This window comes from Pseudomonas entomophila (assembly GCF_023277925.1).
GTDB lineage: Bacteria > Pseudomonadota > Gammaproteobacteria > Pseudomonadales > Pseudomonadaceae > Aquipseudomonas > Aquipseudomonas entomophila_D.
Genome location: NZ_CP063832.1, coordinates 5,741,423 through 5,755,740, shown reverse-complemented (window position 1 = coordinate 5,755,740; position 14,318 = coordinate 5,741,423). Strand labels below are relative to the sequence as shown.

General features: G+C 64.2%; 15 protein-coding genes. 6 read left to right on the top strand and 9 right to left on the bottom strand.

Annotation, left to right across the window (positions count from 1 at the left end; all coding sequences use genetic code 11):
* The first annotated feature begins 212 nt into the window (after window positions 1-212).
* From IM733_RS25505 to IM733_RS25495, 3 genes are all read left to right on the top strand, one after another.
* Window positions 213-1,094 (top strand): formate/nitrite transporter family protein, encoded by an 882-nt coding sequence (locus IM733_RS25505; protein ID WP_248919003.1) that lies wholly within the window; start codon window positions 213-215, stop codon window positions 1,092-1,094.
* Between the two features lie 232 nt (window positions 1,095-1,326).
* The gene (locus tag IM733_RS25500; protein ID WP_248919002.1) at window positions 1,327-2,403 is read left to right on the top strand and encodes a diguanylate cyclase; all 1,077 of its coding nucleotides are present in this window, start codon (window positions 1,327-1,329) and stop codon (window positions 2,401-2,403) included.
* 51 nt (window positions 2,404-2,454) lie between these two features.
* The gene (locus tag IM733_RS25495; protein ID WP_248919001.1) at window positions 2,455-5,037 is read left to right on the top strand and encodes a bifunctional diguanylate cyclase/phosphodiesterase; all 2,583 of its coding nucleotides are present in this window, start codon (window positions 2,455-2,457) and stop codon (window positions 5,035-5,037) included.
* A gap of 11 nt (window positions 5,038-5,048) precedes the next feature.
* On the opposite strand, the gene IM733_RS25490 is transcribed toward IM733_RS25495, so the two are convergent.
* Window positions 5,049-5,375 (bottom strand): DUF2025 family protein, encoded by a 327-nt coding sequence (locus IM733_RS25490; protein ID WP_248919000.1) that lies wholly within the window; start codon window positions 5,373-5,375, stop codon window positions 5,049-5,051.
* 187 nt (window positions 5,376-5,562) lie between these two features.
* On the opposite strand from IM733_RS25490, the gene IM733_RS25485 reads away from it, so the two are divergent.
* The gene (locus tag IM733_RS25485; RefSeq protein WP_248918999.1) at window positions 5,563-6,777 is read left to right on the top strand and encodes a GAF domain-containing sensor histidine kinase; all 1,215 of its coding nucleotides are present in this window, start codon (window positions 5,563-5,565) and stop codon (window positions 6,775-6,777) included.
* Here IM733_RS25485 and IM733_RS25480 read toward each other — a convergent pair.
* The gene (locus IM733_RS25480) at window positions 6,716-7,633 is read right to left on the bottom strand and encodes a LysR family transcriptional regulator (protein ID WP_248918998.1); all 918 of its coding nucleotides are present in this window, start codon (window positions 7,631-7,633) and stop codon (window positions 6,716-6,718) included. The genes IM733_RS25485 and IM733_RS25480 overlap by 62 nt on opposite strands.
* Before the next feature lie 115 nt (window positions 7,634-7,748).
* Between IM733_RS25480 and IM733_RS25475 the strand changes: the two genes are divergently transcribed.
* Entirely contained in the window at window positions 7,749-8,507 is a 759-nt protein-coding gene (locus IM733_RS25475; protein ID WP_248918997.1) for an SDR family NAD(P)-dependent oxidoreductase, read from the top strand.
* 4 nt (window positions 8,508-8,511) lie between these two features.
* On the opposite strand, the gene IM733_RS25470 is transcribed toward IM733_RS25475, so the two are convergent.
* Window positions 8,512-9,291, bottom strand: a complete 780-nt coding sequence (locus IM733_RS25470) for a LysR family transcriptional regulator (RefSeq protein WP_248918996.1) — start codon at window positions 9,289-9,291, stop codon at window positions 8,512-8,514.
* A gap of 101 nt (window positions 9,292-9,392) precedes the next feature.
* On the opposite strand from IM733_RS25470, the gene IM733_RS25465 reads away from it, so the two are divergent.
* Complete coding sequence (locus IM733_RS25465) at window positions 9,393-10,121, top strand: SDR family oxidoreductase (protein ID WP_248918995.1); 729 nt, start codon at window positions 9,393-9,395, stop codon at window positions 10,119-10,121.
* Between the two features lie 66 nt (window positions 10,122-10,187).
* On the opposite strand, the gene IM733_RS25460 is transcribed toward IM733_RS25465, so the two are convergent.
* The 6 genes from IM733_RS25460 to IM733_RS25440 all read right to left on the bottom strand — a co-directional run bounded on the left by IM733_RS25460 (window position 10,188) and on the right by IM733_RS25440 (window position 14,312).
* Window positions 10,188-11,057 (bottom strand): efflux RND transporter periplasmic adaptor subunit, encoded by an 870-nt coding sequence (locus tag IM733_RS25460; protein ID WP_248918994.1) that lies wholly within the window; start codon window positions 11,055-11,057, stop codon window positions 10,188-10,190.
* 11 nt (window positions 11,058-11,068) lie between these two features.
* Complete coding sequence (locus IM733_RS25455; RefSeq protein ID WP_248918993.1) at window positions 11,069-11,275, bottom strand: DUF1656 domain-containing protein; 207 nt, start codon at window positions 11,273-11,275, stop codon at window positions 11,069-11,071.
* A complete protein-coding gene (locus IM733_RS25450; RefSeq protein ID WP_248918992.1) occupies window positions 11,262-13,250 on the bottom strand; it encodes an FUSC family protein in 1,989 nt (662 codons plus the stop codon). The genes IM733_RS25455 and IM733_RS25450 overlap by 14 nt, the downstream gene beginning before the upstream one ends.
* Before the next feature lie 254 nt (window positions 13,251-13,504).
* Window positions 13,505-13,621 carry a cytochrome c oxidase subunit CcoM gene (ccoM, locus tag IM733_RS25585; RefSeq protein ID WP_011532604.1) on the bottom strand — a complete coding sequence of 39 codons (117 nt, stop codon included), beginning with the start codon at window positions 13,619-13,621 and terminating at the stop codon, window positions 13,505-13,507.
* A gap of 135 nt (window positions 13,622-13,756) precedes the next feature.
* The gene (locus IM733_RS25445) at window positions 13,757-13,915 is read right to left on the bottom strand and encodes a hypothetical protein (RefSeq protein WP_248918991.1); all 159 of its coding nucleotides are present in this window, start codon (window positions 13,913-13,915) and stop codon (window positions 13,757-13,759) included.
* Window positions 13,916-13,985: 70 nt separating this feature from the next.
* Window positions 13,986-14,312 carry an aspartate-semialdehyde dehydrogenase gene (locus IM733_RS25440; RefSeq protein WP_248918990.1) on the bottom strand — a complete coding sequence of 109 codons (327 nt, stop codon included), beginning with the start codon at window positions 14,310-14,312 and terminating at the stop codon, window positions 13,986-13,988.
* Window positions 14,313-14,318 lie beyond the last annotated feature (6 nt).

Genomic DNA, 14,318 nt, shown 5'->3' with positions numbered 1-14,318 from the left:
CGAAGCTGCTTATTCAAAACACCTTCAACCTCAACAACTTACCGCTTGCCTCGCTGCGTTCAACGCTGCGAGGAGGCGAATAATACGCGGTTTGAATTCAGAGTCAACACCTTGATCCAAAAAACTTTTAACTCGCCGTTTGGCGGCCGCCTGGCAACTATTCGCCACAGCCCCTGCTCTGTAGAGAAACACCCAAGTGGAGCGCCAGGGCCATGAGCGATGCACAAAGTGGAAAAACCCCAGGGCTGTCGGCGGATGAGGAGCAGGAAGTCAGCCATAACCAGCCACCCAGGGCTGCGGTGCTGCACGAGATCATCCGCTACCAGGGCGATCAGGAACTGGAGCGTACCCTCGCCGCCCTATGGTGGTCGGCTTTGGCGGCCGGCCTGACCATGGGCCTGTCACTGATGGCCATGGGACTTTTCTATGCGCGCCTGCCGGAAGGTGACAGCGCCCAGGTGATCGCCAGCCTGGGTTATGGTGCCGGCTTCCTTGCGGTCATCCTGGCCCGCCAGCAATTGTTCACCGAAAACACCCTGACTGCCGTGCTGCCGGTTATGACCACCCCCACCCTGGCCAACCTTGGGCGCTTGTTGCGCCTATGGAGCATCGTCCTGCTGGGGAACCTGGCGGGCACGCTGCTGGTAGCCTGGGTCATGCTCGAGCTGCCGATCTTCGACGGCAAGACCGATACCGCGTTCCTGGAGGTGGGGCGCAAGGTGATGGAGAACAGCAGTTTTCAGATGTTCGCCAAAGGCATCGTCTCGGGCTGGATGATCGCCACCATGGTCTGGATGATCCCGTCCATGGAGCACGCCAAGATCTGGATCATCCTGATGATCACCTACCTGATGGCCCTGGGCGATTTCACTCATATAGTAGTGGGCTCGGTGGAGGTGTCCTACCTGGTCTGGGCCGGCGAGCAGACCTGGCGCGCATACTGGCTGGACTTCGCCCTGCCCACCCTGGCCGGCAACATCATGGGTGGCAGCTTCATCTTCGCACTGATCAGCCACGCTCAGGTACGCAGTGACAGCGGCAAGCCGCCCTCGAAGCTGTTAAAGAATGCAAAGGACTCGAGAACAGACCACTAGCGTACCGTGACAGCGCGCTCGCCCCCTGCCCTGCTGCGGCGGATGCCGTAGCAGCCGGTGCGATACCGACTCGCAGGCGTACGCCGAGCAAGAGGATAGCCGTCATGTTGTTGCACAGGTATCGGATCAACCGTGAATTGGCCTGCAAGGTCATTTTTTGCCAATGATCGATTGTTCAACAATATTCATACCACTTATGCGATAAACGGCGCCTCACAGAAGAACGACAACCATGATCGACAACCGCAGCGGCAAGGGGCTTTCTTTCGTCAGGCGCATCTATCTGCCGCGGATCATAGGCCTGGGCATCGGCCTCTTCAGTGTGATGGCCGCCGTCGCATCACTGCCGATGCCACACTGGGCCTGGGCACTGTTGCTGTTCAACGGCCTGGCGTGGCCGCACGTGGCCTACCAATGGGCACTGCGCTCGGCCTCCCCTTACCAGGCCGAACAGCGCAACCTACTGATCGATTCGCTCATGGGCGGTTTCTGGACCGCAGCCATGCATTTCAATCCGCTGCCCACTGTCACCATCCTGTCGATGATGACCATGAACAACGTCGCCGCCGGTGGCAAGCGTCTGCTGCTGCGGGGCCTGCTTGCCCAGTCCTGTGGCATGCTGCTGGCCAGCGCCCTGCTGGGCACCGGTTATCAGCCACAAGCCACGCAGTTGCAGGTGTTCGCCTGCCTGCCCATGCTCACGCTCTACCCGCTGGCCCTGGGCTGGGTGTGCTACCAGCTGGCAATCAAACTCTCCGAGCACAAACGCCGCCTGAGTGCCCTGAGCCGCACCGACAGCCTCACCGGCCTGCTCAACCATGGTTCGTGGAAGGACCTGCTGCTGCTCAAGTTCCAGATTTGCCAGCAGCAGCAACTGCCGGCGGTCATCGCCCTGATCGATATCGACCACTTCAAGACCATCAACGACACCTACGGCCATGTGGTCGGCGACTGCGTGCTGCGCCAACTCAGCCAGGAACTCAAGCGCAGCCTGCGCGATGACGACCTGGCCGGGCGCTACGGCGGCGACGAGTTCTGTGTGATCCTCCCCGGCACACAGGAAGCCCACGCTTGCCAGGCCATGGAACGCCTGCGCGAACGCGTGGGTGCCTACCGCAACCCACAACTGCCAGACCTGCGCATCAGCTTGAGCATCGGCCTGGCGGCATTCCAACCCGGCCTGCCCACCCCGGAGCATTGGCTGGCGGAGGCCGACCGGGCGCTGTACGCGGCCAAACACCAGGGGCGAGATCAGGTCAATTTCGCCCGAGGCGGCGTCACGGCGCTCAGGCTGGCCTATCCTGAGTGAACCTTCCCCCAGGCTCGGGCGGAAGAAGGCTGTCGAAGGAGTCGCCCGTACATGGACAGGAACGCCGACCTTTCACCCTCCACACCCACCTCGCGGCTGCAGATGCGTCGCCTGGTCAGTGGTTTCTGTGCCGTGTTCGGCCTGGCTTGCCTGATCGCCCTGGGCGCCTTGTTCAACATTGCCGCCACCCTCGACCGGCAGGAGCGTGAGCGCAGTACCTTCCACGCCACCCAGGCGCTGGAGCAACGGTTGCTGGCCTCGCGTCAGTTTCTTTCCAGCTATGCCGTCTGGGATGCCGCCTACGAACACCTGGTCGGCAAGGTCGACTGGCAATGGGCCTATGACGAAAAGAATGTCGGTGAATCGCTTTACAGCGCCAGCGGTTACGAGGGTGTATTCGTGGTCGAGGACGCTACCACCACGTATGCGCTGTTCAAGGGCAAACCCACCCACTCGCCTGTCGACGCCTACCTCGATACTGCCACGGCTCCGTTGATCGCCGAGGCGCGCCAGGCCGCACCTGCACGTGAACAGATCACTCACTTCATTCGATTCAACGGCTGGCCAGCGGTGCTCAGCGCCGCGGCAATACGGCCCGACAAAGAAGTAACCGAGGGCGAAGTCAGTCAGGCGCCGGTAATGCTGTTCATCGACCAGTTGACCGATGCCAAGCTCGCCCGCCTGGGCGAAGGCGCGGGACTGGCCAGGATGCGCCTGGAAAAGAACATCAATGAAGCGCCTGAACAGCCGCGCATCGACCTGGGCGAAACCGGCTACCACCTGGCCTGGGATAGCCCCCTGCCAGGCCGCCAGCTGCTTTGGGCGGTGCTGCCGCCCTTGCTTGGCGTGCTGCTGATCATGGGCTTGGTGCTGGTCTATCTGTTCCGTCACGCATTGCGCAGTTCCCACGCCATCGACCAGAGCCTACTGCGCCTGCAGCAGAGCAACCAGGCTTTGGAGGCCAGCGAACAGCGGTTCCGGGCCGTGGCCGAGGCAGCGTCCGACTGGATCTGGGAAACCGACCGGCACCATCGGCTGACCTACCTGTCGCAACGCTTCGTCAAAGTCACCGGCTACCCGGTCGAGCACTGGCTGGGGCAGCCACTCAACCAGTTGCTGGCCTGTGACACCACGCCCTTGCTGCCCTGGCTGGACAGCCAGGCCGACAGCGATGCGCAACAACTGGCCAACTTGCGCTGCAACTACGACGATGCCACCGGGCAGAATCGCTATTGCCGCGTCTCGGCACGTTCGATCGTGTTCGATGGCAAGCTCGCCGGGTTCCGCGGCACCGCCAGCGACATCACCGACGAGGTCGCCGCCCATGCCCGTATCCAGCACCTGTCGATGCACGATGCCCTGACGGGCCTTGCCAACCGCAATAAACTGTCGCGCCATCTGGAGCAGGCGCTGCTGCGTGGCAGCGACTCGCCGCCGCTGACCTTGCTGCTGCTCGACCTGGACAGCTTCAAGCCGATCAACGATTCCCTCGGCCACCCCGCTGGCGACGCAGTGCTGCAGGAAGTCGCCAACCGCCTGCGCGACACCACTCGCGACGATGACCTCGTTGCCCGCCTGGGCGGCGACGAATTTGTCCTGGTGCTGAACGGCCTGAACACCCGCACCGAGATCGACCGCTTCTGCGCCCGTCTGCTCGAACTGCTGCATCAACCGATCAGCTACGAGGAGCATCAGTTGCATATCGGCGCCAGCATCGGTGTCGCCCAGACTCGGCTCCAGGGCTACGATGCCGGCGAACTGATCCGCTGCGCCGATATCGCCCTCTATCAAGCCAAGGCCGACGGCAAGAACACCTGGCGCTACTTCTCGCCGGAGATGAACCAGCAGATCCAGTACCGTCGCCAGTTGGAAAACGACCTGCGCCGCGCCATCAAGCAGAACGAGTTCGTGCTCCACTACCAGCCGCGGTATCGCCTGGACGACCTGCACATCGTCTCGGTCGAGGCCTTGCTGCGCTGGCAGCACCCGCAGGAGGGGCTGCTAGGGCCGGACACGTTCATCCCGCTGGCCGAGCAGAGCGACCTGATCGTGCCCCTGGGTCGCTGGGTGCTGGCAGAAGCCTGCCGTAATGCCCGCGACTGGCCAGAAGAACTGCTGGTGTCGGTCAACCTTTCACCCGCGCAGTTCTCCCGCAGCGACGTGGTCGCCGACGTACGCCAGGTGTTGCTGGAGACAGGCTTCCCAGCCCAGCGCCTGGAGCTTGAGATCACCGAGAACGTCATGCTCAACGATATCGAGGGTGCCCTGGGCACCATGCTGGCGCTCAAGGAGCTGGGCGTGCGCCTGAACATGGATGACTTCGGTACCGGCTATTCGTCACTGGGCTACCTGCGCACCTATCCGTTCGACAGCATCAAGATCGACAAGCGCTTCATCGCCGGGCTGAACAGCCAGAGCGGTAATGACAAGGCGGTGGTTCAGGCCATCATCAACCTCGGCCAGGCCATGGGCCTGACCGTCACCGCCGAGGGGGTGGAGACCGAGCAGCAGCTCCAGGCGCTGGGCAAAGAGAACTGCCACGAAGTGCAGGGGTACTACCTGAGCAGGCCGGTGGACCGTGAAAGCTTCGAAGCGCTGTTGTCGGCGCGAGACGTGCGCCAGGGTGTCTCCTGAAGCAACGCCGCCTACCTGGCGATGGGGCTGCGTTCGGCAACGATTTCCGGCAGGTCGGTACGCCGCAGGTAGATGCGCAATGGCTCACAGATGTTCAGGCGGTCGTCCACATGCAGGCCGAACAGCAGCGCCAGGCGCTCGCGACACAGAGCCATACGCAGGTCGCCCTCGGCGCGCCAGACGAACTCGCTGCAGGGCGTGATGCTGTCGTCGGCCACATCCATGCCAAACGAGTCTTCGGAAAAACGCACGATATGTGTGCCACGCTTGCCGTGGAAACCGACGAAACCCTTGAGCTGGTCGGCAGCGTTGCAGATGTCCTGGGACGTGATGGCCATGACGTAACCTCGCAAAGAAATTCGGAAGTGACGCACGCCGGGCTTGGGCGGTCGCCTCTGGCGGGCAACGCGCAGGTGCCAGCCTAACGCAACTGCGAGATTGTTCGCCAAGGTTTTTCATTCGCTTTTCACAAGCCCGCTAAACTGGATCATGGCCCCTTTTACCAGCGTTAACTCCGGACCTTTCATGACCCAGGCCGTCAATACCGACATCGCCATCATCGGCCGTATCAATGCGGTGCCTGCCATACTCCAGGTGATCTGCGAGACCACCGGCCTGCGCTTTGCCGCAGTAGCGCGAGTGACCGAGAACAGCTGGACGGCCTGCGCCGTGCTGGACACCCTGGGCTTCGGCCTGGACGTGGGCGGCGAGCTCGACGTGACCACCACGCTGTGCCACGAAATCCGCAGCACCCGCCAGACCATCGTGATCGACAAAGCCAGCGAGGACGAGCAGTACTGCCGTCACCACACACCACGCCACTACCGCTTCGAGAGCTATATCTCGGTGCCGGTGCTACGCACCGATGGCAGCTTCTTCGGCACCATCTGCGCCCTTGACCCCAACCCCACCACACTCAAGGGCACGGCCATCCAGCCAATGATGGAATCCTTCGCACGCCTGCTGGCGATCCAGATCGAGAGCGAGGAGAACGCCCAACGCACCGAGCAAGCCCTGCAGAAAGAGCGGGCCATGGCCGAGGTGCGTGAACAGTTCATCGCCGTGCTGGGGCACGACCTGCGCAACCCACTGTTCGCCATCACCGCCGGCGCCGAACTGCTGAGCCAGCGCCTGCAGGACGAAAAGCAGCTGCTGATCGCCCAACACATCCTGACCTGCGGCCAACGTGCCACCCAGCTCGTGCGCGATGTCCTGGACTTCGCCCGCGGGCGTCTCGGCACCGGCATCGCACTCAACCTGCAACCCTGCCACGACCTGCGCGAGGCCCTGAGCCATGTCGCCTCGGAGTTGCAGCGGGTGCACCCGCAACGGCACATCGACCTGCAGATCGACGAAATCGATGGGCTTTACTGCGACCGCGAGCGGATCACGCAACTGCTGTCGAACCTGATTGCCAACGCCCTGGCCCATGGCGCGCCCGACAGTCCAGTGACCGTGCGAGCCAATATCGAGGCCCGCACCTTCAACCTCAGCGTGCACAACCAAGGTACGCCGATCCCAGCCCAGACCTTGCCGCTGCTGTTCCAACCCTTCACTCGCCCGATGTCCGACACACCGCAGCAAGGCCTGGGATTGGGTTTGTACATTGCCAGCCAGATCGCCCTGGCCCACTGCGGGCATATGGAAGTGGCGTCCAGCGTCCAGGGCGGGACCTTGTTCAGCTTACGCCTGCCACTGCATCGACCTGGGGTTCCAGTAACACCGCCAGCCAGTTCATGAACGCCTGGACCCGCCGCGGCACATGGCGTTGCCGGGCGTACAGCAGCGAAACCGGCATCGCTGGCGCCTGCCAGGGCTCGAGCACCGACACCAGCTCGCCCCGGCGCAGGTGTTCATCCACCCCGACCAGCGGCACCTGGATCAAGCCAAGGCCGGCCAGGCTGGCTGCGGAGTAGGCCTCGGCGTTGTTGACCGTGACCACGCCGCCCATGGCCTGGAAACGCCGTTCGCCGTCCTGCACGTACTCGAAACCCTGGCTGCGGGCCCCCAACGTGCGCACGTAGTGGACCAGGCGATGCTCGGCGAGGTCCGACAGATTTCGCGGCATACCGTGGCGCTCCAGGTACACGGGGCTGGCGCAGTTGCACATGCTCAGGCGGCCGACCGGGCGAGCCACCACGTCCAGGTCGCCCAGGGCGCCGATTCGCATCACACAATCGAACCCCTCGCGCAGCAGGTCGACCTGGCGGTCGGTGCAACTGATTTCCACCTCCAGGCGTGGGAAGCGCTCGAGAAACCCTGGCAGGGCCGGCACGATTACCCGCCGCGCCATCATGGTCGGCAGGTCAATGCGCAGGCGCCCGGCCAGCTCGGCATCGTCGGCGCGGAACAGGCTTTCGATTTCGTCCATGCCCGACAGCAGCTCCTTGCTACGCTCGTACAACAACGCGCCATCCTGGGTCACCTGCACGCGGCGGGTAGTGCGATTGAACAGGCGTGTGCCGAGCAGGTTCTCCAGCGCCCGCACCTGCTCGGAGACAGTCGAGCGCGGCAGCCCGAGGCTGTCGCCGGCCTGGGTGAAACTGCACAACTCGCAGACCCTCACGAAGGTGCGCAAAAGCTCCAACTTGTTCATCGACGGCTCCAACTGTCCAAAATCAACGAACAGTATTTCCGGATTCTCTGGATTTAACAGCGCCAAGCCGATCAATAACCTGTCGCCAACAGCCCCCACCCATGAGGTCACCGCAATGAATCGCAAGATCGCCTTGATCACCGGCGCCAGCCGCGGCCTGGGCCGCAATGCCGCCGAACACCTCGCCGCCTGCGGCATCGACATCATCGGCACCTACCACAGCAAGGCCGACGAAGCCCAGGCTGTGACTGCAAGGCTGGGGCAGGCTGGCGTGCGCGCGGCGATGTTGCAGCTGGATGTCAGCGACAGTGCCAGCTTCGCCACCTTCGTCGAACGCCTGGGGGACACCCTCGAGCAGCAGTTTGGTCGCCGTCAGCTGGACTTCCTGGTGAACAACGCCGGCATCGGCCTGAATGCGCCGTTCAGCGAAACCAGCGAGGCGCAGTTCGACCAGTTGCTGAACATTCAGCTCAAGGGCCCATTCTTCCTGACCCAACGCCTGCTGCCCTTGATTGCCGACGGTGGTCGCATCGTCAACATTTCCACCGGCCTGACCCGCTTCGCCCTGCCCGGCTACGCCGCCTATGCGGCGATGAAGGGCGCGATGGAAGTGCTGACCCGCTACCAGGCCAAGGAGTTGGGCCCACGCGGCATCCGCGTGAACATTCTTGCGCCGGGTGCCATCGAGACCGACTTCGGCGGTGGCGTGGTGCGTGACAACGCGCAAGTCAACGACTTCATCGCCGGGAACACCGCACTCGGGCGTGTAGGGCTGCCCGACGACATCGGCGCGGCCATCGCTTTGTTGCTGGAAGAGGGCAATGGCTGGATCACCGGGCAGCGCCTGGAGGTCTCCGGCGGCATGTTCCTCTGATCGATCAAGCCCCCATGAGTGCCTGGTGCAAGCTGGCCAACGCCGGCAGCGCCAGGGCCTGTGTGGTCAGGCACAGACCGATCCGACGGCGCAACGCCAACCCCGGAGCAGGTTGCCAGTAGACCCCGGGATGCCGTTCGACCAGTGACTGGGGTAGCCACGCCGCCCCCAGGCCAGCCGCGACCATGATCAGGGCCTGCTGCAGCGAGCCGGCCTGCCCGACCTGCTCCCCCTCGTCATAGAGGCTCATCAACCGCTGGTGCGAAGGGTGCTGCGGGCAGGTGATCCAGCGTCCGTCCGCCTGGCTGCCCGTGGCCATCGCCAGGACAAAGGCCTCTTCCCACAGCGGCAGGAACAGTTCGTCCTCACAACGCAGGGCTTCATCGGCCAGCCGCGCGTCACCGTCGCACCCCTCGAGCAAGGTCAACTGCAACCCGGCCACGGCCTGGCTGGCCAGGCGTACACATGCCTCGAGTTGGGCCGGAGCGATATCCGCCTCGATGCCCAAGGTCAAGGGCACCCGTTCCTGCCCCTGGCGAAAACGCAGGCGCAATGCGTCGGCTTCGGCCACCATGCGACGGGCCAGGGGGTAGAGTTCGCGGGCCTGCTCGCTGACTTCGACACCACGGGCCTGGCGCAGGAACAGTTCGGCGCCCAGGTCGTCCTCCAACTGGCGAATAGTCACCGACAAGGTCGGCTGGGCCACGCACAGGCGTTGGGCGGCTACAGTGATGTTGCGTTCCTCGAAGACCGCGATGAACGCCTTGAGGTGACGGATATCCATAGATAGAACCAATGCCAGCCAGAGAAATATGCCGTTTTTCATGGCCGGGAACGCTATTTAGAATCCCCGCCATCGAAAGCGATTATGCCTTGGAGGCCACCATGAACAAACCACTGATCATCGTCACCGGCGCCAGCTCCGGTATCGGCGCTGCCACCGCCCGCCTGTTTTCCGCTGCGGGCCATCCCTTGCTGCTGATAGCCCGGCGCCTGGAACGCCTGGAAGCCCTGGCGCTGCCCAATGCCCTGTGCCGTGCGGTGGACATCCGTGATCGCGCCGCGCTGGTGGCGGCCGTAAAGGAAGCCGAATCCCTGCATGGGCCGGCCGACGCGCTGGTTAACAATGCCGGGGTGATGCTGCTCGGACAGATGAGCGAGCAGGATCCAGAGCAGTGGGAGCGGATGTTCGACATCAACGTGAAGGGCCTGCTCAATGGCGTGCATGCGCTGCTTGGCGGCATGATCGAGCGGCACCATGGCACGCTGATCAATGTCAGCTCCGTGGCCGGGCGCAAGACCTTCCCCAACCATGTGGCCTATGTCGGCAGCAAGTTCGCCGTGCACGGCTTGTCGGAGAACCTGCGCGAGGAACTGGCGCCGCACAACGTGCGCGTGGTGACCATCGCCCCCGGAGCGGTGGAGACCGAGTTGCTCGGGCACACCACCGACGAAGCCATCAAGCGCGGCTACGAGGCGTGGAAAGCCAACGACATGGGCGGGGTGGTGCTGAGCGCCGAGGATGTCGCCGGGGCAATCCTGTGGGCCTACCAGCAGCCACAGCAGGTGTGCATTCGTGAGATCGTGCTGGCAGCCACCGCGCAGCAGCCCTGAGGGCAGCCGCCGCTCATTGGCAGGAGCCAGGAGTACCAAGCGTCCAATGCCCCCACAGGCCCATGCTCAATGCTGCCCCTGGTCCTCATGCACCTGCACGCTGGCCGTCATCCCCGCGCTCAGGGTCACGCCCTCGGGGGTCTGGTCCAACCGGATGCGCACCGGAATCCGCTGCGCCAGCCGCACCCAGTTGAAGGTTGGTTCCACCTCCGGCAGCAACTGCCCGTCAGGTGTCGAGTTGCGGTCGGTGATCCCGCGGCTGATGCTTTCCACATGCCCCTGCATCGACTCGCCCGCGCCCATCAACCACACGTTCACCGTATCGCCAGCGCGAATCCGCGGCAGCTTGGTTTCCTCGAAATAGGCCTGGATATAGAACGTGGCATCGTCCACCAGCGCCATCACCGCCTGCCCGGTATTGACGAAGTTGCCCTCGGCCAGACGCAGGTTGGTGATATGCCCGCCACGCGGGGCGCGCACTTCGCTGCGTGCCAGGTTGATCCTGGCCACCTGTAACTGCGCCTCGGCTTCGTGCAGTTCGCCGCGGGCGACGGCGGCGTTGATCTGGGCGTTCTCGCGCAGCTCGGCACTGATCGCCTCGGTTCCCAGCGCCGTGCGCCGCGCCGCTTCGCGATCACGCAGACGCAGTTGCTGGGTGCGGGTCTCGACCACGGCGCTGGCCTGGTCGAAGGCAGCCTGGAAACGCTCGCGGTCGATGGTCATCAGCAGGTCACCGGCCTTGACCTGCTGGTTGTCCCGGACCTTGAGCGAGCTGACCCACCCCGACACATCGGGGGCGATCACCACCACGTCGGCACGCACCCGTGCATCCCGGGTCCAGGGCGTGAGCATGTAGTACTGCCAGAGCTGGTAGCCGGCGAACACGGCGAGGATCACCACGCACAGGGTAACCAGGGTACGTACGGCTGTACGCATCAAACGACTCCTTACATTGGGCCCAGTAGGCGCACCACCAGGTACAGGACACAGACGAACAACGCCGCGTCGAACAACGCTTCATGCCAGATCCAGCGCCCCATGGGCGTGGCCTGGACCACCAGGCGCAGCAAGCCGGTGAGCAGCAGCGCCATCAACACGTAGACCAGAAACGGACTGAGCAGCACGCCGCCCAGCGCCCACTCACGCAACCCCATGGGTATCCTCCTGCCAGCGGCACCATTTGCCCCAGCTTTTGCGCAATTGCAACACCGCCCCCTCGGCCAGGCGCAGCGGATCGCTGGGCGGTTGGCGACGCAGGGCTTCGATGAACTGTTCGCTGGCAGCATCCAGGCGCTGGCCGCGACCCGGTGCCGGGCCGCTGGCGAGCACCGCCTCCAGCTGTTGCAGATACTGGTGCTCTGCGCTGCCCAGAGGGGCATTGGCCACGGCCAGGCACATGCGCAGGTGCACCAGTTCGTCACCAATATCCAGGCCATGCAAGCCATCATCCCAGCGTTTACGCTCAGCCTCCGGCAATTCGCTGGCATGCCGCGCCAACTGCATCAGGCGATCGGCCATACGCCCACCAAACCAGCTGTCGGCACCCCGCAGATCGCGCCGGGTCAGTCGCACCAGGTCACCTTGGGTGGCCGCCCGCAGGCGCCGCCCCAGCCAGGCTGGATGGCGCAGCACCACCAGGCGGAAAGCCAGCACTGCGGCGCCCACCCCCACCAGCATGGCCTGGGCACTATTGAGCATGCTTGCCACGTCGAAATGCATGGCGTTGAGCGGCGCCACCAGCACGATGAAATGCAGGCAGTAGGAGGTAGCGGTGGCGCCGATGCGCGGATGAGCCATGCCCAGGGCACCGAAGAACAGCGGCACGCCCATCCCCAGGCAAAGCATGGCGAAGCTGCTCCATTGCGGCAGCAGGATCTGCCCGACCAGGAATGCCACCGGAATCGCCAACAGGATGCCACGCAGGAAACTCAAGCCGATCTGCGCGCCGTTCTCGCGGCTGGCGAACAGGCTGCAGACCACGCAGGTCAGCACCAGGCCACCCGGCGCCGAAGGCCAGGCAGTGGCCAGCCAGAAGCTGCTCATCACCAGGAACGCCAGGGCACTGCGCGATCCGAACAAAAGGGCCAACGACAGGTCGCGGTGGGCGGCCAGGCTTTGCGCGACTTCCTTCGGTGCCCTGCCCTGCTCCACATCGTCGAGGGCCTGGCTGGCGGCCATCGCGTAGTCCAGCAACAGGGTTAGCCGAGCCAGGCAGTAGTGCTCGGCGGAGCTGATCCGTTCGTCGTGGGCCGCGTCCCAGAGGCGCTGGCGCAACACCAGCAGGCTGGGCTGGCTGGGCGTGGCCAGTTGGACGCGGACCTCGCCCAGCCAGGGCAACAGGTGCCGGGCTTCGGCCTCGTCGAGCTGGCGCCATTGCCGGCGTACCGAGCGTGACAGGCGCAACAGCACCATCAGTTTCTGGCTCAGGCCCTGGATCGCCCGGGCCCGCTGCCGGCCGCGACTGCCTTCGAACCAGGCGTGTTCGCGCTGGGCATCGATGGCGACAATGCGCCCGAGAGTCTCCAGTAACCCTTTGCGCGCCTCGTCTTCGCCGGCGAGCATGGCACTGGCCGCCTGCAAACCGTTCTGCCAGGCCAGGCGCGCCTGGCCGGCGAGCTGCTGCTCCACCCGCATGGGCCAGACCAGGGCACTGATGGCGGTGGCGCAACAGATTCCCAGGCTGATCTCGGTGCAGCGGGCCACGGCCTGGTCGAATACCTGCAGCGGGTGGTCGATCGCCGGCAGGGCGATGATCGCCGCGGTGTAGCCGGCCAGTACAAAGGCATACGCCCAGGCGCTGCGCAACTGGGTGGAGGCCGCAGTGCACAGTGCCAGCCATAGCGCCAGGGTGAGCAGGAACAGCCAGGGCGTCTGCGCGAACAAACCGATGAACACCACCGACATGAAGGTGCCGACCAGCGTCCCGGCAAGCCGAGCAAGACCCTTCTGCACCACCATGCCCGACAGCGGCTGGGCCACGATGAATGCGGTCATCAAGGCCCAGGCGGGTTGCTCCAGCCCCCAGCGCAGCGCCAGCCACAATGCCAGGCCGCCACCGAGCAAGGTCTTCAGGGCGAACTTGAGGGCGAGGCTGCTGGGTGCGAACAGGGCCTGGAAGGTGATGAGCACGAATCGGACCTTGCGGGGGCTTTGGGTACAGAGAGAACGATAGACAACGGCAGAGAGGATAAAGTGGAAAGCATTAATTAGCTAGCTAATCATCTTGATTGCCAAGCGCGTTGCTGTGCCTGTTGGAACGTGCGCCGCGCGGGCGGCGCATCGCCGATAAATCCGCGCCTACCAAGCGCACACAAAAATGCAGACAAAAAAATGGGCGACCGAAGTCGCCCTAAATGCCTTGCGTGCTCGTGAATCGGGAAGGATCAGCGCTGCTTGCGCTTGTTCGAATCCTTCCAGATGAAAATTCCCAGACCGGCGAAGAACGCCAACATCAGCCCGACCGTTACCACACCAGCGATAACCACGTTGTCGAAGAACATGTCGGCCCCTCCCTTGGTGTGCCGTCATCCGATGGGTGCAAGGTAACCAATGGCGGAAGGGGGGAAATTGATCGGGGTCAATGGTGCCCGGGGCCGAGCGCGGGAGGCGGGTGCAGGGTTGACCTGCATCAAGTTTCAGCGCTTCTTGGGCTTGCCCTTGGGCTTTTTCTTCTTGGCAGCCAGCGGCATGGCCTGCTCGAAGGCCTGGCGCATGTCGTTCAGGCGCTTGTCGTTGAGGTCGTGGATGCGTTTGGCGCGTTCGGCGCCGAAGTCGATCAGGTTGTCTTGGCTCATGGCGGGCTCGACGGACAGCGGAGGCCTCAATGATGCAGGCAGATCGCGCCGCTGGCTAGGCGTGGACGGTTCAGACCTCGATATCCACCAGCAACCCCTGGCGTGTGCGTTCGCCCATGGGGGCCACCGGCACGGTGTTGTCGGCGTTGAGTTCATCGCCCGGCACGGCTTCGAAGCGTTCTGCCTCGCCCTGCTTGCGCCGTTGTTGCTGGCGGCGCTGCTCCTCGCGCAGCAACAGCGCTTGCGCTTCAGGGTCTCGGTGCTGCTTGAGGTCGACGGTGCCGTCGCTGGAGGATGGCTGCGCGGGCACCACCGGGGGGATGTCCGGGGTCGGTTTGACCGGATCGAGTTGCGACGTGACGGGCGCGGCGCTGAGCGGGATGATCGGTGGCAGCATGGCAGG